Genomic DNA, 19,970 nt, shown 5'->3' with positions numbered 1-19,970 from the left:
CACAAGCATTTTGAAACCTTTCGTGGGGATGGAATGGTTATTTCCACGCCGACTGGAAGCTCCGCCTATAATAAGTCATTAAACGGAGCTGTCGTAGATCCACTCTTACGCTGCATCCAAGTTGCAGAGATTGCATCCATGAATAGTAATGAATACCGAACTCTTGGGTCTCCCTTCATATTAAGCAGCGATCGAACACTTGAACTTCGCCTTCAACAGGATTGGAACGATTATCCATCCATGAGTACAGATAACGAGGCGCTAAGTATTCAGCATGTAGATACTGTGGCCCTTTCCTTAAGCGATAAGGTAGTAAAGACGGTTAAATTAAAAAATAATAGCTATTGGGATAAGGTAAAACGTTCGTTCCTATAATTCCTACTTATACTATTAACATTTTCTTTCTTCTTAATTCGATTATTTTTGAAAAAGTAAATAGTAATAGAGCTGCCCATATGAATGAAAATGAAATAAATTCTATTTTGCTAAATTTCTCACCGTAAACAAAGATACCAATTAATAACATTAGTGTTGGTGCTATATATTGAATAAAACCTGACATATATAGAGGCATCGTTTTTGTTCCCTTTGCAAAAAGCACAAGCGGTACGGCAGTAGCGACTCCAGTAAGTACAAGGAGTATAGTTGTCGTGATATTACTTGAGAAAAATACTGCTTGATCTGATACAACCAGGTAGCTAAAGTAAGCTAATGCAACAGGGAGTACAAATAATGTCTCAATTGTCAGCCCTCTTAAAGGATCGATTGTGATTCTTTTCTTGATCAACCCATAAAATGCAAAGGTGCTTGCTAATAACATGGCAATCCATGGAACCACTCCGTAGGAGATTGTTAGTAAGACTACCCCTGTAGCGGCTATTAGAACGGAAATCTTTTGCGCCAAAGAAAGCTTTTCCTTTAAAAAGATTATGCCAAGTAGAACCGATAGTAATGGGTTGATATAATACCCGAGGCTTGCTTGTACTATATAACCTTCATTTACTGCAAATATGTATAAAAACCAGTTACCTGTCACTAAATAGGAGGCTAAAACAAGACTCCAAAATGACTTTTTGTCCTTCCATAAATTTTTTAGGTCTTCTCTTAAAACAGAAAATTTTCGACCTAGCAGTACTAACAACAATGTGAAAACAAATGACCAGATTACTCTTCCAGATAATATTTCACCACTGGCAACATGATCGAGGAGCTTCCAATAGATAGGCATGAACCCCCACCAAGCATATGCTAACACAACTACAATAATTCCTTGCTTTTCTTCTGCGTTCAAAATGACACCTTCTTTACATACTTTGACACTCGAAATAATAAAATCATTATATTACTTTATCTTACTAAAGTAAATGTCTGGAGAAGTATTTGAAGGTATAATTCACAGACCTCAGATTTACGATCCCTTACTTAAAGGAACATCTAAATATTTTTCATATCTTTGCTCTTCAATATTCAGTTCATAAATTCTAATAAATTTCACTTCAAAATTAGGATAAGGCGTCAATTCTATATTTGCTAATTGTTCCATTTCTTTTAATTCTTTTTTTGACAGTCCAGTAGATATGCTTCCATCGAAGTATTCTTTCCCCAATGTTAAGTGTGGAACAAATGCATTAAGTTCAAAGTACTTTTTTATTAAGTATTCTGAGGGTGAAATTTCTTGTACTATTTTTTGATGTAAATCGTGTAGATTACTTGAGTTTATGCTCAAATATAAAATGTTATCTCCAAAATACTTTGGTTTATTTATTGAAACTTGAAAAGGCTTGAAATTGTCACATACTCTCTGTACTTTGTCTATCCACTTCTTATCTGGAGTTAATCCTCCTTGTGCTTTCAAAGTTATATGAGGTTCAACACCTAATTTGTTCATCCATTTACGTTGAAACTGCTTAATCCGATTTATATATTCTTCTGGAGGGACAATTCCTATAAAATACTCTACTTTCATTCTTCTACACCCCTTTTTTTCAGCTCAAATAATTTTAACTGAATATTTTTAGCCTTCCAGATTGATATTCATGGAAGTTGTAAATAAACAATAAACTCTATCTTCAAGCCCATTTACTTTAATACTCCAAGCAATAATATGAATGGTGAAAATTTTAAAAAGTAGCTAGGGCATAACTAGGTAATAAATTAAAAACGTGAAATCAATAAACTTGATTTCACGTATTCACTACTTTTTAAAGCTAGCTTATCTCTTGTAAGAGACCTCCCCATTCTAGTTGTTTGGAGAGGAGGCGGCGACTCCTGGGGGAACAGCGCGAGCTGAAAGCCCCGCAGGAGCAAAGCGACGAGGAGATTGAAGCCGTGCCCCCGGAAAGCGTACGCTGGAGCGGAAAACAACTACCGGAATTTAAATAGAAGCCCCGAAAAATTTACCAGGTCGTAAAATTTCGAGGCTTTTTATTTTTTCTATTAAATTTTCCTTCATTAATAGTCAAACCTCTATTTAGTCTTTAACAATTCCTTTTGTCTAAGCTCAATTCTTCTAATTTTCCCAGAGGTTGTCTTTGGAAGCTCAGATATAAATTCTATTTCTCTAGGGTACTTGTAAGGTGCAGTTAGCGCTTTCACGTGGTCTTGAAGCTCCTTAACTAACTCATCCGATACTTGCAGCGAAGGATCTCGTAGCACCACAAATGCTTTAACAATAGTCCCTCTTATTTCATCTGGACTACCGATGACTGCACATTCTTGTACTAGTGGATGCTTTGTTAAAGCGTCCTCAACCTCGAACGGTCCAATGGTATATCCAGAGCTAATGATTATATCGTCACCTCTACCTTCAAACCAGAAATAACCGTCCTCGTCTTTTCGAGCTCTGTCTCCGGTAATATAATAATCTCCTCTAAACTGCATGGAGGTTCTTTCTGGATCTTTTAAATATTCCTTAAACAATGCAGGAGTTTCTACATGAACAGCAATGTCTCCTACTTCTTCTACGTCACATGGCTCTCCTTGGTCGTTAACGATTTCTACTTTGTTTCCAGGAGTAGGTTTACCCATAGAGCCTGGCTTAGCCTCCATCCCTTTCATCGTACCGACTAGCAATGTATTTTCGGTTTGGCCATATCCGTCTCTCACTTCTAGGTCAAATAATTTTCCAAACGTTTCTATAACCTCTCTATTCAATGGCTCACCAGCAGAAACAGCACTATGGAGACTAGATAAATTATAATCCGCTAACCCATCTACCTTTGCCATGATTCGGTATTCCGTAGGCGTGCAACATAGAACATTTACCTGTTGTTCTTGGATATTACGTAGATATACTTTTGCATCGAATTTGCCGTTATAAACGTATCCTGTTGCACCGCTTCCAAGCGTAGCTAAGAAAGGACTCCAGATCCATTTCTGCCAGCCTGGACTTGCTGTAGCCCATACAACGTCACCATCTTCAATCCCTAACCAGTTGGGAGCTGATGTCCGTAGGTGCGCAAAAGCCCAACCGTGTGTATGTACAACACCCTTAGGATTACCGGTTGTTCCACTTGTATAAGATAAGAAAGCCATGTCATCTTTTAAGGTTTCAATTGTAGAAAAATCGTCGCTTTCCTTTTCCATTTCATCTGTAAGAGATATCCATTGATTTTGACTTTGTCCAATGACAAATAGTAGTTTGTTATCTAAATTGTTTACATCGTCATATTGGGATAGGAACGGTTCAAAAGCTATGATTGCTTTTGCTTCACTATGGGTTAATCGATATTCAATATCCTTAGCTCTGAGCATCTCGGAGCTTGGGATTACAACTAATCCTGCTTTTAACGCTGCAATATATACTTCATATGCTTCAATAAGTCTAGGTACCATAATAAGAACGACATCGCCTTTTTTAAGGCCTTTGCTCGTAAATAAATTGGCAATTTTATTTGCTCGGAGGAGTAAATTTTTATAGGTGATTTGTTTCTTTTCCCCTTTATCAGATTCCCAAATAAGAGCTAACCTACTTTCATCCTTACTATACTTTTCGAACTCGCTTACTAGGTTATAGTGTGATGGTGCGATTAAATCCATTTTGTTCATGAATCATTTCCCCCTTCTTGTTCTAATATAAAGTATAGGGGATTTTTCCAATTTTTTATATAATAAATTTAATTTTTAGAAATTTTGTAATATATGTACCATGAAAATTGATGCATAAAATAGGAAAAAGCCGGCAGTTTCCTGCCGACTTCTTTTTTATATGATTAGCTGTTTGAACCGTTCATTTGTTGTTGAGCTTTTTGCACTAAACGCTTAGTAATTTCTCCGCCTACGGATCCGTTGGCACGCGCTGATGCATCTGCTCCAAGATTTACACCAAATTCTTGAGCGATTTCATATTTCATTTGATCAAGAGCTTGCTTTACACCAGGAACTAAAAGTTGGTTGCTGTTGTTGTTTGAAGACATTGTAATCACCTCCTTGTGAAATTAGAATGGTCGATTTCATTCTTTTTATGTACACAAGATATGAGGTATATTTTGCTATTTTTTACAATAGATCTTCAAAAGCATTTTCTTTTTTCTTTGGGAATGAAATCGTCTCTCTATTTTCAACTGCTTCTTTTATCAATTCATCAAAATCCTTAAAGCTTTCATAGTATTCCACTTTCTCTAGCTTCGGTTTAGTCTTTGGACAAGAAGGTGTGAAAATAGTACAGCAATCCTCATAAGGAAGAATTGATGTGTCATAAGTCCCGATTTCCCGGGCAATATCTATAATATCTAGTTTATCCATTGATATTAACGGTCTAAAAATAGGTGTAGATGTCACTGCATTTATAGCTGTTAAGCTTTCAAGCGTTTGGCTAGCTACTTGGCCTAAGCTTTCACCAGTCACAATTCCTAGTGCTCCAATTTCTTCGCGAACTAGATCTGCAATTTTCATCATAATTCTTCTAGTCGTAGTCATCGAAACATTTTCGGGAATTTGAGCCTGAATACTTTGTTGTATATCAGTGAAAGGTATGACATGAAGACGCACAGTTGATCCAAAATGGCTTAACTGATTGGCAAGATCCATTACCTTTTCTTTTGATCGTTCACTTGTAAATGGCGGACTATGAAAATGAATCGCATCTAATCTTACGCCACGCTTCATTAGCATATAACCAGCTACAGGACTATCAATTCCACCTGACAGCATTAATAAGGAACGACCATTAGATCCTAATGGCATTCCACCTGCACCAGGAATTACTTGAGCCATCATATATACAGCATCGGTCAAGACTTCGATACGTAAATCGATTTCAGGTTTTTTCATTTGAACCTTCAAGGCTGGATATTGTCTTAACACATGGCTAGCGATAGTAGTTTGTAGTTCATACGTATCCATTGGAAAGCGCTTGTCAGTACGTTTTACTGTCACTCGGAATGTTTTATCTTCCGTCTCAAGACTTTCCATAATCTCTAAAGCTGTTTTTTTAATATCTTCTATATCTTGTGAACAAGAAGCTACCGGACTAAACGATTGAATACCAAAAATTTTAGGTAACCGTTTGATTAGCTCTTGGATTTCTTCATCATCCGTAGAAGTTAAAAACATGCGATCTCGCTCAGCATGTACCTTTATATTTGGTAAGTCCACAAAGGAAAACTTAATATTATTTCGTAAATGATTAATAAACTGTTTTCTGTTCTTACCCTTAGTTGAAAGTTCTCCGTACCTAACTAAAATTTTCTCCCATTTCATTGCATTTAATCTCCTTTTATAACATTCATCACTTCGGTGAATATTTTTTTAAATGTCTCTATTTCTTCCTCGGTCGTTAGAGGACTGATACTTAAACGGATAACACCCTTTATATAGTCATCTGATATATGCATCGCCTTTAACACGTGGCTTGTTTTTGTTTGTCTAGAAGAACAAGCACTACTAGTAGAGACAATGACATCTCTTTTTTGCAATGCATTGATTATAACCTCTCCCTTGATTTTTCGCACAGAAAAAGTAACGATATGGGGAGCACGATTCTCTGGAGAAATCATTTTAATACGTTCAAAGCCATGGAGAAACTGAACAAGCTCGTCAGTAAGATTTTTCATGTGTGTTGAATTTTTTTCCAAGCTCGTACTAGCAATTCTCATTGCCTTTGCTGTGCTTACTGCCAATGGAACTGGAGTTGTGCCACTTCTAATACCTGATTCTTGTCCTCCACCGAACAATATAGGCTCTATTTCCCTTGTTTTTGAAAGTGCAAGTAAACCGGAGCCTTTTATGCCGTGAATTTTATGAGAAGAAATAGTTATTGCATCTATATCATACCGTTTAAAGTCTATCGATAATTTACCAAAGCTTTGTACTGCATCGACATGGATGACTGCCTTACTTTCTTTTCTCACAATTGTGCTCAATGCTTTAAGTGGTTGCACAGCACCCGTTTCATTATTAACATGCATAACACTCACTAGCATCGTTTCTGTGCGAATTAGTTTGGAAAACTCATTTAAGTCTATTGTTCCGCTAGCATCGACCGGAATCCATTCCACCTCAAAACCCATATCAACCAATTGTTTAGCAGCTTCTATAATAGAAGGGTGTTCAATTTGAGAAATAAGTACGTGCTTTCCTCTAAATTTATATTTGTTTGCAAGTCCAAATATCGCTAAATTATTTGACTCGGTGCCACCAGACGTAAAGTATATTTTAGCACTGGCAGTGTGCAGAATTTCTGCTATTTGTTCTCGCGCTGATTGTAATAACTGGTTCGTTTTATGACCAAATTCATGTATAGAGGATGGATTTGCCCAATATTTTTCGTTCACAGCTACAAAAGTATCCATTATTTCCGGTAATACTTTTGTTGTTGCGCTATTATCCAAATAAATCAAAGTATTCTCTCTCCTTCTTAGGAAAAAGACCACCATCACAAGTAGTGAGGTGGTCTACATTTCTATCTGTTTTTAAGATACCATGTTATGTACGCCAAGCTGCTTCTTTAATCATCATTTCGATTTTCTTTAAAGCTCCTGGTTCCACTTCTTCTACTGCAGTTGCCGCATCTTCCAATGCCTTAGCATAGCGCAATTGTCTGAATGCTTCCTCTGCTTCGAGTAAACGTGCATGAACATTTGGATGCGACGCACGATAACGATTTCCATACTGAATAATTTTTTCAGTTAGCTCTACATTTTCTAACATTTCTTTTGCTTTATGATGTACATCTTCCATGCATGCCTCTGCCTTTTCCAAATAACCATCGACCAATGTCATATTTAAAGGAACTTCCTGCAAGCTTTGCATAGCAACATAAATATGCTCTTCCGCTTCTTCTAATCGGACATCCATTTCTTCTGGGATACCTGGAATATTGGCTTTTTGAATCATACGATCCGTATCATGCAATAATATTTTTAAGTCATCCAGCTTTTCTCGAGCTTTGTTTTCGTCGATGCGAAGATTTTTTAAACGGTTTGCGAAGCGATCCTGCTCTTCGTATAATCGATCAATCTCTTCCGCAATTTCGTTCAGTTCTTCCTGAAGACTTGAATAAGCGGATTTCTCTTCCTCTACTCGGAGAGCAAGCATGCTAAATTTCTTATCTAGCTCCTCTAGCTCTTTTAGACAACTCTGTGGTATTTCAGCTTCTTTTTCAGGTAAACGATAACTTTGCTGTACATATGTCGCTTCTTCATTAATCGCTCTAGTAGCTGTAGTTACTTCTCTCAAACGAATAGCTGTCTGGTCCTTATAGCTATCCACGTACTTTTTAGCTATGACTTCTTTTTCCAATAGATCATAGAACGTTTCAATTTCTTCTTTTATCTCTCCCACACGAATCAATGGCTTAGCAACATCTAGACTAATAATGGATGTCTTTAACTCTGCAAGCTCTGCTTCTAAATCATCTAGCTTTTTAGTCATTTCTAAATGCTGCAAGTAATAAGAACTAGCTTCCATTTCCTTTTGACCGTTTCGTAGCTCATGTATCGTAGCAGGGATTTTATGCTGAATCTCAGTAAGTAAAGTTGGAATTTCATGTATTTTAGGAAAGAACTTTTGTCCTTCATCTTGTATGTTGATCACTATTTCTCTAGCGCTTAAGTAGTTTCCAGTATCCGTTAGCTGGTTAAATTCCTCAAAGAGTGGTAAGAAGGATTCTAATTTAGCCTCAAGAGCAGGAGCTGCTTCTCCAAAAGAATATTGATGGGCTAACAATGTTTTTCTTGCTGAACGATGTTGGTCCTTAAGCTGTTCTATTTCTATGCGGTTTTTTTCCTCGCTGCCGATTAGTTCCTCTAACTCTTTGATAATACCTGACATTTTCTCATCACAAGTAGAAATTAAAGTTTGAAGTTCTTTCTCGATTTTGGTGGCCTTCATAAAAAGGAACTTATCTACATATTCTTCCGCATCAAACAAAAGAACGTCAATCTTAGGCATATGTACATCCATTACTTCGGTCCAATTATTGCGCCATCTTTCAAACATTTCTTCTGTTTGCCCATTCATATTTAGCTGTTTAACTTTAGTCATTTCCTCTAAAATAGGCTTGTTTTGAATTTGGTGCTTTTCATGCTCTAAGCGAGCAATTTCTGTTTGGTGTTTTTTTCGTATGATAAATGCAATGATTGCAATTACTAAAAGTACAATGACTGCTGGGATGATATACCTCATCGTAAGCCCCCTGTTCCTGTTCCAAAATCAAAAAGTGCGAATTGTATCTTACTATATATATTACCATGCTTTTTATGTTATTGTTTCATTAAATAAGAATAAACCTAAGAAATGTTAAAAAATAATTTTACTTTCTTCTAAAGGAGCCCAGCTACTATGAAAAAAGATGGACATATACATACCCCTTACTGTCCTCATGGAACACTGGATAGTTTTAACCAGTATATTGAGAAGGCTATTCTAAATGGTTTTCAAGAAATCACTTTTACCGAGCATGCTCCGTTGCCTTCCAGCTTTAAAGATCCCACGCCAGATAAAGATAGTGGTATGGATTTTCATCGCTTAGAGGCCTATATAACGGAACTAAATCAGTTGAAAAAACAGTATAAACGAGATATTGTTATATCTACAGGCTTAGAGATTGATTATATTGCAGGTTTTGAATCAGAAACTACGGAGTTTTTAAACAACTATGGAAGTTATTTAGACGATTCTATTCTATCCGTACATTTTTTACACGATCAAAATCAATATGTATGTATCGATTATTCTAAGGAAGTTTACCTGAGATTCGTCGAAAAACTTGGTAGTCCTATGTCTGTCTATAAATTGTATTACAAAACGTTGATGGATTCAATAACGAGCGACTTAGGAATATATAAGCCAAAACGGATTGGACATATTACCCTTGTACATAAGTTTCAGCATGCACTTTCTGAAATTGTTGATGATCATGAAGACATCTTAGGTATATTAGTAGAAATGAGGAATAGATTGTTAGAGTTAGATGCAAATAGTGCAGGCTTTGCTAAGCCTTTTTGCAAAGAGAGCTATCCTCCAATTCCCTATATTTCTCTGGCAAAGGAATTAGGTGTACCTATAGTTTTTGGGTCAGATGCGCACCAAGCAAAAGATTTACACCAGTATTATAAATGTTTTAATAATATCTTGTAGATTGGAGAATGTATATGTTTCAAACAACTAACTATTCAACTGACTTGTCCGCTAGCTATTCATTATTGTGTAAACAGCTAGATGCTCTTTTAGAGGGCGAAACTAATGCCATTGCCAACTTAAGTAACGCCTCTGCTCTTTTAAACCAGTTCTTCGACAAAATTAATTGGGTTGGGTTTTACCTAGTCGAGGATGGTGGACTTGTGCTTGGACCATTCCAAGGTCTACCTGCTTGTGTTCGTATTTCACTTGGTAAAGGTGTGTGTGGTACAGCAGCGGAAACACAGGAAACAATTATCGTACCTGATGTTCATGCTTTTCCTGGTCATATAGCTTGTGATGCCGCTTCGCAATCTGAAATTGTTGTTCCTATTGTAAGAGAGGGTAAACTTCTCGGAGTTTTAGATATTGATAGCCCTATAAAAGATCGATTTACTGCTGAGGATGGAAAAGGACTAGAACAGTTCGTAGAGGTCCTTATTAAGCATATATAACTTCTAGTTAACTAGATTGAAAGAGGATGTGATGACTTCTGTCATTTCATCCTCTTTCGTTTTTTTATAATTTATCCAAGGCTTGCTCTAAATCTCTAATAATATCTTCTGTGCTCTCGAGACCAACTGACAGCCTTAGTAATCCATCGGTTATACCCATAGCAATTCTCTCTTTGCTAGGTACTACAGAGTGGGTCATAGTTGCTGGATGTTGGATTAGTGTCTCGGCATCCCCCAGGCTTACTGCAATTTTAATGAGCGAAAGAGCATTCATAAGCTGCTGGGCTTTTTCCTTACCACCCTTAACAGCAAATGAAATTAGTCCTCCCCCGTTTTTCATTTGCCTTTTTGCTACCTCATATTGAGGATTTTTTTTATCGAAAGGATAATAAATGGACTCAATAGAAGGATGGGACTCTAAAAATGTAAATACTTTTTCTGCGTTACTAGAATGTCTATCCATTCTGACATGTAACGTTTTTAACCCTCTAATCAACAGCCACGCATCAAATGGTGATATGATGCCGCCAAAGTCCTTCTGAACAGTCGAACGAATTATGTCCATTTGTTCTTTTTCCTTACCTACTAGAATTCCTGCTATAACATCTCCATGACCGTTAATATACTTCGTTGCACTATGCAGTACGAAGTTTGCTCCTAAGTCTAACGGATTTTGTAGATATGGAGAACAGAAAGTGTTATCCACCACTACCGGAATATTGTGTTTCTGTGCAATTTTGACGATTAATGCGATATCTACGATTTCCATCGTTGGATTAATCGGTGTTTCCACATAAATACATGTCGTATTTGGTTTAATAGCTGCCTCAATTTCTTCTTCGGTTGACAACTTTTCCAAGCTATGCGAAATATTATATTTTTCCTCCATTATGTTCAGTAACCCAAATGTACAACCATAAATTCCTCTTGTGCATAAGATATGGTCACCTGCTTTAGTCAAATATACTAGGATTGTACTTACTGCGGCCATCCCCGACCCAAAAGCAAGCGCACCCTCTCCATTTTCTATCGCTGCCATTCTTTGCTCTAGCACTTGAACAGTCGGATTACCTAATCGGGAATAGATCCCTCCGGCTTCCTCTCCTGCAAACCGTTTCGCACCTTGCTCTGCATTTTCAAATGCAAATGTAGAAGTTTGATAGAGTGGAACCGCTAAACTGTCACGATGGTCCTCTGTGGCGTATCCTTGATGAATAAGTGATGTTTCTTTTTCCATTGATGATTTTCCCAAAATCGTGCACCCCTTTTGTAAACGCTTTCAAATATAGTGTACACATATTTCTAAAAAAAGAAAAGGCAACTCATCTTAATGACAAGTTACCTCATAAATACATAGTTGGTTTTTTCCATTATTTTTCGCTTCATATAATGCAATATCTGCATGATGAAACAAATTATGAAAGTCTGCATCCCCTCTTTTACTCCACCCAGATAAACCAACAGAAACGGTCACCCCTGGATTTGTATAAATAGGGATTATCTCTAAGAGGTCGGCACAAATTCTTTCACCTTCCTCCACAGACATCTGGGGAAAATATAGAGCCAGCTCTTCTCCACCCCATCTTGCACCTATTCCTACTTGTTCTACTTTTTTATCAATAACCGTCGCAATTTGTTTAAGAATACTGTCTCCTACCTGATGTCCATGAGTGTCATTCACTTGTTTAAAGTTATCGATATCCATTAGTACGAAGATCCCACTAGTATCATTAATCATAGACTCCTCTACGTATCTATCTAAATAGCTTCTTGCATAGAGATTGGTCAGGTGGTCACGATCAACCATTTCTTGTAATTTATTGCGCAGCGCGGAATTAGTAAGGGCCAAGGAGGAATGCTGTATTAAGGATTGCATTAATTTGAAGCTATCGAAGGAAAAATAGTATGGATCGCTGTGCAATACTATGCTAAACCCAGTAATATTTTCTTGTTCTCTTAAAGGAATTGCCACAAGAGATCGATATGCAACGTTCGCATTACTTAGTCGATTGAAGTCAGCCACAAACAGTGAATCCTTAAGCTTTTTAAATTGGTTTCCTACATGTTGAATATACATTTGACCTTCTAATGTGTAAAAATAATCCGAGCTTGCTACACTTATCGAGTATTCGTCATCCTCTATAAATACAAAACAAACATGCTCTGGCTGAAATGATTTCATTAGTTGATTTTTTAAGAATATAACCATGTCTTCTTGCGATAAATTCATATTTAATTTATGAGTCGTCTCATTGATTAATTGTAAGTCACCAACTAAACGGTGAGACTGAATAAACAACTTAGCATTTTCTAGGGCGTTTCCAGCAGTAGCAGCAAGCATCTTCATAAATTCCTTCTGCCTGATTGAAAACAGATAATCCATCGGGGTTGATACTTGTAGGATACCGTAGATCCCCTGCTTCCCCTTAATTGGTATATTTAATAGTTTCATCCGCGAATTTTCTACTAAATCTGAAGTTATTTCTCCGGATACGTACGCTTCAACAGTACTAGGTCTCTCCGAGGTATAATCAAATAGTTTATATGGAACAGAAGTTTTACGATCTTGATCGTTAGAGAGAATCAATGTATTGTCAAAGTCAGGAAAAGCATCCTGAACAGCCAATAATGTGCCTTTTAAGATTTGATCTACCTCAAGTGTAGAATGGAACATTTTTGTCACGTTAAAAAGATTTCTGTATTGGTGCTCCTGTTCTGTTAAGAAGATAGACTTTCTAACCATTCTTACTAATTTGCTAATGATTAGTATAAATTCATTTACTTCAGATGTCTTCGCGAATTTTTCCCATTTCTCTGTTGCTTCCATTACTAACATCCCAAGAATCTCATGATCCTCACTTCTAAACAAAATAGAAACTTCACCACACTGTTTTTCTCCTTTTCTTATAAAAGGAATCTCTGCATAGTCTTTTTCATAGAAGAAACCTTCTATTTCGATCCATCTAATGGCTTCTCTTTTTTTAATGAGTGAATGATTCCAATTCAGTTGAATGAAAGTATGGGCATCCTGTTTATAATAGGTGGCAAACCTAACATCAAAAAACTCAGCCAACAATACTTTGAGTTCTTCAAACCAATTAATCTCACTGTCTTGACTGAAAGTATAATCGGTCCATAAGTCAAAAACTCTGCCTTTAAATTTTGTTAAGTCTATATCGTTTGCCATCTATTACACCTCTTAGCTTTCGGAGAGAAGTTATGATACTTTTATCCCAATACCCTTATAATTCAATTTGACTATAAAATTTCCGTTTTGTCAATATATTCAATTTCCCAAAATAGCTATAATATTAATTAACTAATGTATATGATTGACTTTCAACAGTGCACGAGATACAATAGTCTTTGTGTAAAATAAATGCAGCAGTTGTATGGATTAGATTGTTCATTTTGTTCCTCTATTTAAATAGATGGTGTATCCCGTAACCCTCGGCTGCTAGGGCGATGATACATGAAAACGAAATGGCTGCTAGTCTGAATGCATCTGGTTCTTATTTTACAACAAAATAAAACCAATACAAAGGAGGAGTCATTCATGGCTCGCTATACAGGTCCAGCATGGAAATTATCACGTCGTCTTGGTATCTCACTAAGTGGTACTGGTAAAGAATTAGAAAAACGCCCATACGCACCAGGACAACACGGTCCTAACCAACGTAAAAAATTAACTGAGTACGGTCTTCAATTACAAGAAAAACAAAAACTTCGTCACACTTATGGTGTTAACGAACGTCAATTCCGTACTTTGTTTGATAAAGCTGGTAAAATGCAAGGTAAACATGGTGAAAACTTCATGATCCTTCTTGAAACTCGCCTTGATAACATTGTATACCGTTTAGGTCTTGCTCGCACTCGTCGTGGAGCACGTCAATTAGTTAACCATGGTCATATCATGGTTGATGGTAAACGCGTTGATATTCCTTCATACCGTTTAAAACCAGGTCAAGAAATTTCACTTCGTGAAAAATCTCAAAACCTAGATGTTGTAAACGAATCTATGGAAGTTAATAACTTCGTACCAGAATACCTTACATTTGACGCAGACAACAAAGTTGGTACTTTCGTTCGCCTTCCAGAGCGTAGCGAATTATCAGCTGATATCAACGAATCTCTAATCGTTGAGTTCTACTCTCGTTAATTCTGTCGCTTAGTAACCGACAAGCAAAACCCTAGGAATGTTGTTAATTCAACCTTCCTAGGGTTTTTTCTTATGTTTATCCCTCTCTATATATCCAAAGAGGGAACATCGAACTTTTTAACATCTTAGTATGTACGTACAGGTGAAATCAGATGAAAATAAGAAATATTGCCGATTGGTTCCATTATGATCGGTCTCATGGAGCCAGTAAAACGTATTTTAACCTCTTCTTCCTTTATAGCTTTTAAAGCATCCATTAAAAAACTACCATCAAGCGAAATATTTAAGCTTGTCTCACCAGTAATCGCCTTAATGGGTAAGGTTTCTTCAATTCTTCCTATCTCTGACGAGTTAGAGGAAATTTTTATTTTTGCACCATTCATTATTTCAAGATGAACATTGTTATTCTTCCATTCGCTTGCAAAAAGGCAAGCTCTATCTATCCCCTTTAATAGCTGATTGGTATTAAGAGTAATGATAGTGTTCGAATTACTTGGGAACAATCTGCTGACATTAGGATAATTGCCATCGATCAACCTAGAAAAAAGAGAGATTGTATTTGTTTTAAATGTCATATACCGGTCTGATATAAAAATATGTATTACACTATCTTCATTACTTAGTATTTTGGCTAGTTCATTCAAACTTGTTCCTGGTACGTTAAAAGACCCTTCTATATTTGAATTTATTTCAATATCTCTTAAAGCCAAACGTTGGGAATTGGTTGCTACACACTTTAATCGCTGATCCTTAAACGACATATTCACTCCTGTTAAAACAGGCCTAGACTCACTCTTTGAAACCGCAAAAAGAGTTTGTTTAATAATTTCCAGTAAATCAACACTTGGAATTTTAATATATTTGTCCTCATCGATTTTAGGGAGACTAGGGTAATCATCTGCATGAAAGCCGTATAATTTCGTTACAATGTCATCGGATTGAATGGTTACTACTTGTTTTTCATCTACTTTTATATGTATTTTTCCAGGTAGCTTCTTAACAATTTCACTTAAGTATTTTGCTGATACTACAACACTCCCTAGTCTATAAACTTCCAGCACTTTTACTCCATCATTCATCAAAGGGATAATTTTCTCAATAACAATATCAGAATTACTTCCAACTAGCGTTAAGCTATTTTTGTCAGCAGTAATCTTAATGCCTGTAAGAATAGGAAAAGGTGTTTTGAAAGTCACGGCTCTATTAACATCTGAAATTGCTTTACTAAAAAAATCATTATCAATTATAAATTCCATCTAAAGGTCCACCTCGTTTTAATCATAAGTATTCCTAATTCGACAAACTCCTTCCCAATCCCTCCCTTGTACTTTTTTATCCTTTTATTAATAAATGTCTTTGTGTTACATAAGGTGGTATTGTTGATGAAATGTTACGCTTAAACGAATGTCACAGTTAGTGGATAAAATTATTTTCTTTTAAACAAAGGAGGGGTAAATATGATTTGGTTAATAGTTCTTCTTATTCTTTTTATTATTATCGCTTTTGCTCTCCTAGTTGATAGGAGAAATAAGAAAATTAATAACAATAACCAGAGTCCAATAAATCCAAATGTAAAACCAGGGGAAAGCTCTAATCATACGATGGGAGATAATAGATATTCAAATGGTGAATAACTCAATTACACTTAAATCAGTGGAAGTGTCACATAACGTGTGCTCGGAAAGTCACCTCGTAGCGTAGATCAACTTTTCTAGCATAGTCTCTATTTTAAAATTCCATTATTTCTAGTAAGACATCTCCCCTCCCCATTCTTATTGTTGGGAGAGGAGGCGACGACTCCTGCGGGAATAGCGCGGGCTGAAGACCCTGGACTGAGCACAGCGAGGGAAGCGGCTGAAGCCGTGCCCGCGGAAAGCGTTCGCCGCAACGGAAAACAACTACTTTACCAAATCGTAGAACTTACGAAAATTTCTAACTACACAAATAACAAAAAAAAATGAAGATCACTCATCTGAGTAATCTTCATTTTGCTATATATTTAATGTGTTACTATTTAATAGCCCTTCATTATAAACTACCCATTTCTTCATTTCTCGCTCTACCGCTTTGTTTTGCCATTCAAACCAAAAGGTCGGACACTCGCTGCAATGGCTTTCGACACCTTTGTTATTACGCAGATCTCTACATGTAAATAAGGTTTTTTTACGGCATTTATAGCAATAAATTTCTTTTTCATCTAATAGCATATATACATCCCCTCCAATTACAATAAATTATTGACCATAAAGTGGATATTAATACCTTTAAATGGTTGTATTGGAGATTTAAAATCATTTAATCTAACTTATTTTTAATCTGCCTAAATGAAAAAAGTCTCGAAACCAATGGCTCCGAGACTAGCAAGTTATATTCTTGCATTTATAAACTGTATACTTCTATCTGCGATTAGCTCCTTATCGGCGTCTAACGTAGCAACATGGTAGCTATTTTCTAACTCCACAATTTCCTTCCCAACAGAGGAAATTGCTTCATATATTTGAAAGGAATTCTCTGGTGGAACTACATGATCCTCTGTAGATTTAAATATTAGAGCAGGTGCAGTAATTTTAGACAGATTATCACGTACTAGCCTAGATAGTAGAATGATATCCGACATAGATTTAACTGGTGTTCTTGGGTAAGCTAACTCCTTTATCCCTGCCTGCTTAATGTCAGAACCAATTCCCTCTACAAATCGAGTCTCACTTTGAGAAAGGGTTTCATAATTTTCAATCATGTCCGGCATATAGACGGCAGCATTAATCGGCATAATGCCTTTAATTTCAGGGTAGTTTTCAGCCAAGTATAAAGTAAGCGTACCACCCATTGATAGTCCACAAACAAATATGTCTGAGCATGTTTCCTGAAGCTTGGTCAATCCTTTTTCTACGTCTTTCATCCAATCCTCATAGCTTGCACGCTCCATATCCTCTGGTGCTGTTCCATGGCCGGTGAGTCTTGGTCCAAAAACCGTAAAACCAGCTTCGGCAAACCTTTCCCCTAAATAATGCATACTTTGAGTGGATCCTGTAAATCCATGTATCACTAACACCCCTACATGATTTCCCTCGTAGAAAAATTCCTCTGCACCCTCTAGCACCTCATAATTCACGATCCCATCCCCCTTCTACGTTTTTACTTACTTAACGACATTTCACACCATTATTCCTCTACCACATTTCTATCTCATTTAAACTCTATTTTATTCAAGCCAACCATTTTCATTTGCTTTGTTTACTGCTTGTTGTCTACTTTCCACGTGAAGCTTTTGGATAGACGAGGATAAATAATTACGGACAGTACCCTTGGTTAAGAATAATCGTTTTGTGATTTCTGAAGTAGTTAACCCTTCCCTAACAAGACGGAGGACGTCCCTTTCTCGGTCATTCAGGGGATTCTCTACTTTCATGAAAAGAGTGGCTGCTAAATCTCTGCTCACAACCCTCTCCCCAGCAGCCACCTTTCGAATAGACTCTATTAACAGATCAATCGGCTCGTCCTTCAGTAAATAACCAGTTACATTACTGTCAATCGCTTTTTGTAAATATCCCACCCGTGAAAAAGTAGTGACAATCATAACTTTACTCGGAATCTGCTCCTCTTGTATTTTTCGAGCGAGCTCCAGTCCCGTCATATGTGGCATTTCAATATCTAAAATACAGACATCAGGAGTTTCCTTCACAATTAGCTCCCAGGCTCTTTGACCATCTTGTGCCTCTCCAACAACTTCTATATCTGCTTCAAAGGATAGTAAAGAAGAAAATGCACCTAGTAGCATTTTTTGATCCTCAGCAATTACTACTCTTATCACTATGTATCCTCCTTATACGAATGAATTGGTAATGTGATTGTTATTATAGTGCCTCCAGAGGAACCCTCTTTTACAAGTACGTCGCCTTGTAAAGAATGCATCCGCTCCTTCATCGAGACTAAACCATTTCCAAATCTCTTCACCTCTAAACCAATTCCATCGTCCTTGATATGTACGTAGAACACCTTATCTTTAAACTCTGTATAGATTTCACAACATTTCGCCTGACTATGTCGAAGTATGTTTGTTGTCGCCTCTCTAACACAAAGTGAGATCATCGTTTCCTCAACACTCGATAGTAGTTGTTTAAAATTATTATTAAGTTTCAGAGTAATCCCCGCAGACTTTAATATTTGTTCCGAACGTTCTAGCTCACTTTCGAGAGATATAAATTTCATATCCGTCACCAGTTCACTTACTTGCTTCATAGCAGTTCTTGTAGTTGCTAAAATATCGTCTAACTCACTCTTAACCTTAGCTTGTTCCGTGCCTACTAATTTAGAAGCAAGCTCTGTCTTCAGCTTAATAATCGTTAAAGTATGGCCAATTGTATCATGTAGATCTCTAGCAATACGCTGTCTCTCCTCTTGTTGGACTAGCTGTTTATTTACTTCATTTAATTTTGTTTGTAAGCTGGTAGTTTTTAAAAGAAAATACCGTAATATTGGAAGAGCAAGCTGAATAATCATTAGCGCCAATAATACTGCAAAATCTTTATCGGAAAGCTGCTCCTTCCAAAGAAAAAGGAAAAACAAGGAGGCAATTCCTACTATCCCTAGTCCAATGTGAAATTTAAACTTAGCTCTCCCCAGCAAATCCGCAAACAAAAAACCAAAAGTAATAATTACCGTGCCCTCGAAAAAGCTTAATACGATTAGAGAGGAGTAACCTACCATTACAGCACATAGAAGTCGCCAGTCCTTATGCCACAATGAAATATAAAAAGAACTAACAATCATTAATAGAAATATAAGCTTTACGCCAATGTGTAAGACTGAATCTGATAGCATGACAACAGTAAAAAGAAAGATAATAGAGGCTACATCTATGATTAAATATTTCTTCGCCTGATCTTCGGGATAAAATTTTATATTTGTCACCTCTATTCACTAATTATTTGGAGACAGCTGCTACAGCTCTTCTCCTAAGCCACTCCAATGGTCCAGTCTGCAATGTCCGTATACAAACATAGGCAAATAAGAATTGAAATAAAGTAATGCAGAGCCATATAGCGACTATAGTAAAGCTACCTATTTTCCCACCTAATCCTAGACCCCAGCCATAAAATATAATAGAAGCTAAAAGGTTCTGTGAGACGTAGCAGCTTAGTGACATTTTCCCGACTTCTTCTAATCGAGACCAAAGCCACTCTATCTTTCTATATTCTACTAATATACCAAATAATCCTATATAGCCAAGAGACATAATGGGTGCAAATAAATAACGAACAGGCAAATCAAATGCACCACCTGGTATAAATATAAGTAGATTTAATGGAACACCTATATACATACCTAATTTAAATAGTTTTTTACGCTTCTTTTTACCAATCTCTGTTTTAGAAAAAGTACCAGATCGCATAAGAAATACTCCTAGTAAAAACAAGCATATATTCATTGGTACGATTAAAATCACTTCTAATCTATAATAAATAAAATTGACCAAACGGATTTTAACCTGCTCGAGCCATGTACCACTTTCATAGAGTGCCGCTCCCTCATAAGTACCCAATGACATGTTTAATGACCCCACTAGAGCTGCTACTAAGATTAATAGAATAATGACTGCATGAAAACTTCCGACTCCAATCATTATTTTTTTCATAAAGGAATCTCCCCGTCTTAAAATAAAAGCTACAATTAAACCGGTGATGGCATAGCTCATCAAGATGTCATATTCCATTACGAGCATAAAATGAATAAACCCT

At 36.6% G+C, this 19,970-nt stretch carries 20 protein-coding genes; 5 read left to right on the top strand and 15 right to left on the bottom strand.

The genetic code is table 11. The features are described 5' to 3' along the window. The coding region (locus AC06OU_RS10640) for an NAD kinase (protein WP_475855680.1) at positions 1 to 375 on the top strand (375 nt) is incomplete at its 5' end. Positions 376 to 382: 7 nt separating this feature from the next. Here AC06OU_RS10640 and rarD read toward each other — a convergent pair. The 7 genes from rarD to ezrA all read right to left on the bottom strand — a co-directional run bounded on the left by rarD (position 383) and on the right by ezrA (position 8,625). Then, a complete protein-coding gene (rarD, locus tag AC06OU_RS10635; protein WP_475855678.1) occupies positions 383 to 1,291 on the bottom strand; it encodes an EamA family transporter RarD in 909 nt (302 codons plus the stop codon). A gap of 117 nt (positions 1,292 to 1,408) precedes the next feature. Further along, a complete protein-coding gene (locus AC06OU_RS10630; protein WP_298473277.1) occupies positions 1,409 to 1,966 on the bottom strand; it encodes a 2'-5' RNA ligase family protein in 558 nt (185 codons plus the stop codon). Between the two features lie 500 nt (positions 1,967 to 2,466). Further along, positions 2,467 to 4,047: an acyl-CoA synthetase MbcS gene (gene mbcS / locus AC06OU_RS10625; protein WP_475855676.1), complete on the bottom strand. Its 1,581-nt coding sequence runs from the start codon at positions 4,045 to 4,047 to the stop codon at positions 2,467 to 2,469. 164 nt (positions 4,048 to 4,211) lie between these two features. Next, entirely contained in the window at positions 4,212 to 4,415 is a 204-nt protein-coding gene (locus AC06OU_RS10620; protein WP_169360933.1) for an alpha/beta-type small acid-soluble spore protein, read from the bottom strand. A gap of 82 nt (positions 4,416 to 4,497) precedes the next feature. Beyond that, on the bottom strand, positions 4,498 to 5,700 hold the full coding sequence (gene thiI / locus AC06OU_RS10615) for a tRNA uracil 4-sulfurtransferase ThiI (protein WP_475855674.1): 1,203 nt from the start codon (positions 5,698 to 5,700) through the stop codon (positions 4,498 to 4,500). A 5-nt stretch (positions 5,701 to 5,705) separates the two neighbouring features. Further along, the gene (locus AC06OU_RS10610) at positions 5,706 to 6,839 is read right to left on the bottom strand and encodes a cysteine desulfurase family protein (RefSeq protein ID WP_475855672.1); all 1,134 of its coding nucleotides are present in this window, start codon (positions 6,837 to 6,839) and stop codon (positions 5,706 to 5,708) included. A gap of 85 nt (positions 6,840 to 6,924) precedes the next feature. After that, positions 6,925 to 8,625 carry a septation ring formation regulator EzrA gene (ezrA, locus tag AC06OU_RS10605; protein ID WP_475855670.1) on the bottom strand — a complete coding sequence of 567 codons (1,701 nt, stop codon included), beginning with the start codon at positions 8,623 to 8,625 and terminating at the stop codon, positions 6,925 to 6,927. Positions 8,626 to 8,781: 156 nt separating this feature from the next. On the opposite strand from ezrA, the gene hisJ reads away from it, so the two are divergent. Further along, positions 8,782 to 9,579, top strand: coding sequence for a histidinol-phosphatase HisJ (gene hisJ / locus AC06OU_RS10600; protein ID WP_475855668.1), 798 nt, complete (start codon positions 8,782 to 8,784; stop codon positions 9,577 to 9,579). Positions 9,580 to 9,593: 14 nt separating this feature from the next. Then, positions 9,594 to 10,073: a GAF domain-containing protein gene (locus AC06OU_RS10595; protein WP_169360928.1), complete on the top strand. Its 480-nt coding sequence runs from the start codon at positions 9,594 to 9,596 to the stop codon at positions 10,071 to 10,073. A 64-nt stretch (positions 10,074 to 10,137) separates the two neighbouring features. Here AC06OU_RS10595 and megL read toward each other — a convergent pair whose 3' ends face one another. After that, positions 10,138 to 11,325, bottom strand: a complete 1,188-nt coding sequence (megL, locus tag AC06OU_RS10590; protein WP_475855665.1) for a methionine gamma-lyase — start codon at positions 11,323 to 11,325, stop codon at positions 10,138 to 10,140. A 75-nt stretch (positions 11,326 to 11,400) separates the two neighbouring features. Next, positions 11,401 to 13,260: a sensor domain-containing diguanylate cyclase gene (locus AC06OU_RS10585; RefSeq protein WP_475855663.1), complete on the bottom strand. Its 1,860-nt coding sequence runs from the start codon at positions 13,258 to 13,260 to the stop codon at positions 11,401 to 11,403. Positions 13,261 to 13,629: 369 nt separating this feature from the next. On the opposite strand from AC06OU_RS10585, the gene rpsD reads away from it, so the two are divergent. After that, on the top strand, positions 13,630 to 14,232 hold the full coding sequence (gene rpsD, locus AC06OU_RS10580; RefSeq protein WP_251557215.1) for a 30S ribosomal protein S4: 603 nt from the start codon (positions 13,630 to 13,632) through the stop codon (positions 14,230 to 14,232). Between the two features lie 125 nt (positions 14,233 to 14,357). Here the strand turns inward: rpsD and dnaN are convergent, their stop codons facing one another. Next, entirely contained in the window at positions 14,358 to 15,488 is a 1,131-nt protein-coding gene (gene dnaN / locus AC06OU_RS10575) for a DNA polymerase III subunit beta (RefSeq protein WP_475855661.1), read from the bottom strand. 201 nt (positions 15,489 to 15,689) lie between these two features. On the opposite strand from dnaN, the gene AC06OU_RS10570 reads away from it, so the two are divergent. Next, the gene (locus AC06OU_RS10570; protein WP_475855659.1) at positions 15,690 to 15,866 is read left to right on the top strand and encodes a hypothetical protein; all 177 of its coding nucleotides are present in this window, start codon (positions 15,690 to 15,692) and stop codon (positions 15,864 to 15,866) included. Between the two features lie 357 nt (positions 15,867 to 16,223). On the opposite strand, the gene AC06OU_RS10565 is transcribed toward AC06OU_RS10570, so the two are convergent. From AC06OU_RS10565 to AC06OU_RS10545, 5 genes are all read right to left on the bottom strand, one after another. Then, a complete protein-coding gene (locus AC06OU_RS10565) occupies positions 16,224 to 16,439 on the bottom strand; it encodes a hypothetical protein (RefSeq protein ID WP_475855658.1) in 216 nt (71 codons plus the stop codon). A gap of 158 nt (positions 16,440 to 16,597) precedes the next feature. Then, complete coding sequence (locus AC06OU_RS10560; protein WP_475855656.1) at positions 16,598 to 17,344, bottom strand: alpha/beta hydrolase; 747 nt, start codon at positions 17,342 to 17,344, stop codon at positions 16,598 to 16,600. A 90-nt stretch (positions 17,345 to 17,434) separates the two neighbouring features. Beyond that, positions 17,435 to 18,043, bottom strand: coding sequence for a response regulator (locus tag AC06OU_RS10555; RefSeq protein WP_475855654.1), 609 nt, complete (start codon positions 18,041 to 18,043; stop codon positions 17,435 to 17,437). Beyond that, a complete protein-coding gene (locus AC06OU_RS10550) occupies positions 18,043 to 19,143 on the bottom strand; it encodes a sensor histidine kinase (protein ID WP_475855652.1) in 1,101 nt (366 codons plus the stop codon). The genes AC06OU_RS10555 and AC06OU_RS10550 overlap by 1 nt, the downstream gene beginning before the upstream one ends. Before the next feature lie 13 nt (positions 19,144 to 19,156). Next, positions 19,157 to 19,970, bottom strand: an 814-nt coding sequence (locus AC06OU_RS10545) for a DUF418 domain-containing protein (RefSeq protein WP_475855651.1), incomplete at its 5' end; no start/stop codon positions are given.

The organism is Psychrobacillus sp., assembly GCF_056205495.1.
This window is presented reverse-complemented; position numbering and strand designations above follow the sequence as displayed.

Excerpts from the sequence above, each read along its gene's own strand:
- AC06OU_RS10630 (WP_298473277.1), bottom strand. The coding sequence starts at position 1,966 with ATGAAAGTAGAGTATTTTATAGGAATTGTCCCTCCAGAAGAATATATA.
- mbcS (WP_475855676.1), bottom strand. The coding sequence starts at position 4,047 with ATGAACAAAATGGATTTAATCGCACCATCACACTATAACCTAGTAAGC.
- AC06OU_RS10620 (WP_169360933.1), bottom strand. The coding sequence starts at position 4,415 with ATGTCTTCAAACAACAACAGCAACCAACTTTTAGTTCCTGGTGTAAAG.
- thiI (WP_475855674.1), bottom strand. The coding sequence starts at position 5,700 with ATGAAATGGGAGAAAATTTTAGTTAGGTACGGAGAACTTTCAACTAAG.
- ezrA (WP_475855670.1), bottom strand. The coding sequence starts at position 8,625 with ATGAGGTATATCATCCCAGCAGTCATTGTACTTTTAGTAATTGCAATC.
- hisJ (WP_475855668.1), top strand. The coding sequence starts at position 8,782 with ATGAAAAAAGATGGACATATACATACCCCTTACTGTCCTCATGGAACA.
- AC06OU_RS10595 (WP_169360928.1), top strand. The coding sequence starts at position 9,594 with ATGTTTCAAACAACTAACTATTCAACTGACTTGTCCGCTAGCTATTCA.
- AC06OU_RS10585 (WP_475855663.1), bottom strand. The coding sequence starts at position 13,260 with ATGGCAAACGATATAGACTTAACAAAATTTAAAGGCAGAGTTTTTGAC.
- rpsD (WP_251557215.1), top strand. The coding sequence starts at position 13,630 with ATGGCTCGCTATACAGGTCCAGCATGGAAATTATCACGTCGTCTTGGT.
- dnaN (WP_475855661.1), bottom strand. The coding sequence starts at position 15,488 with ATGGAATTTATAATTGATAATGATTTTTTTAGTAAAGCAATTTCAGAT.
- AC06OU_RS10570 (WP_475855659.1), top strand. The coding sequence starts at position 15,690 with ATGATTTGGTTAATAGTTCTTCTTATTCTTTTTATTATTATCGCTTTT.
- AC06OU_RS10565 (WP_475855658.1), bottom strand. The coding sequence starts at position 16,439 with ATGCTATTAGATGAAAAAGAAATTTATTGCTATAAATGCCGTAAAAAA.